Below are 264 nucleotides of genomic sequence, written 5' to 3'. Positions count from 1 at the left end.
GAACAAGGATAACAAGTACTCCAAACCAGAAATAACCCTTGAAAAAGATAATGCTCCAGATAAAGTTGAGGAATAACTGGATGACATAAAGCAAGAGAGCGGGCTGGGCTTCACTTTTTCTTAATTTTAAATTTTGAAAAACTATAAAACCTGCTACAGCAATCAAGGCATAGAGAATTGGCCAAACAATACCAAACAGATAATCTGGTGGCGCCAATGGCGGAAGTTGTAAGTTGTTATAAATTGATTTGATATCACCAGCTA

General features: G+C 36.7%; 1 protein-coding gene. It reads right to left on the bottom strand.

Annotated features, from left to right (window positions below; all coding sequences use genetic code 11):
* A partial coding sequence (locus ETC07_RS16225) for a TspO/MBR family protein (RefSeq protein ID WP_136249332.1) occupies positions 1-264 on the bottom strand: 264 nt, incomplete at both ends.

Source organism: Halomonas borealis (assembly GCF_004798905.1).
Lineage (GTDB): Bacteria > Pseudomonadota > Gammaproteobacteria > Pseudomonadales > Halomonadaceae > Halomonas > Halomonas borealis.
Note: the sequence above shows the minus strand (reverse complement) of the source record. Positions and strands in the feature narration are given on the sequence as shown.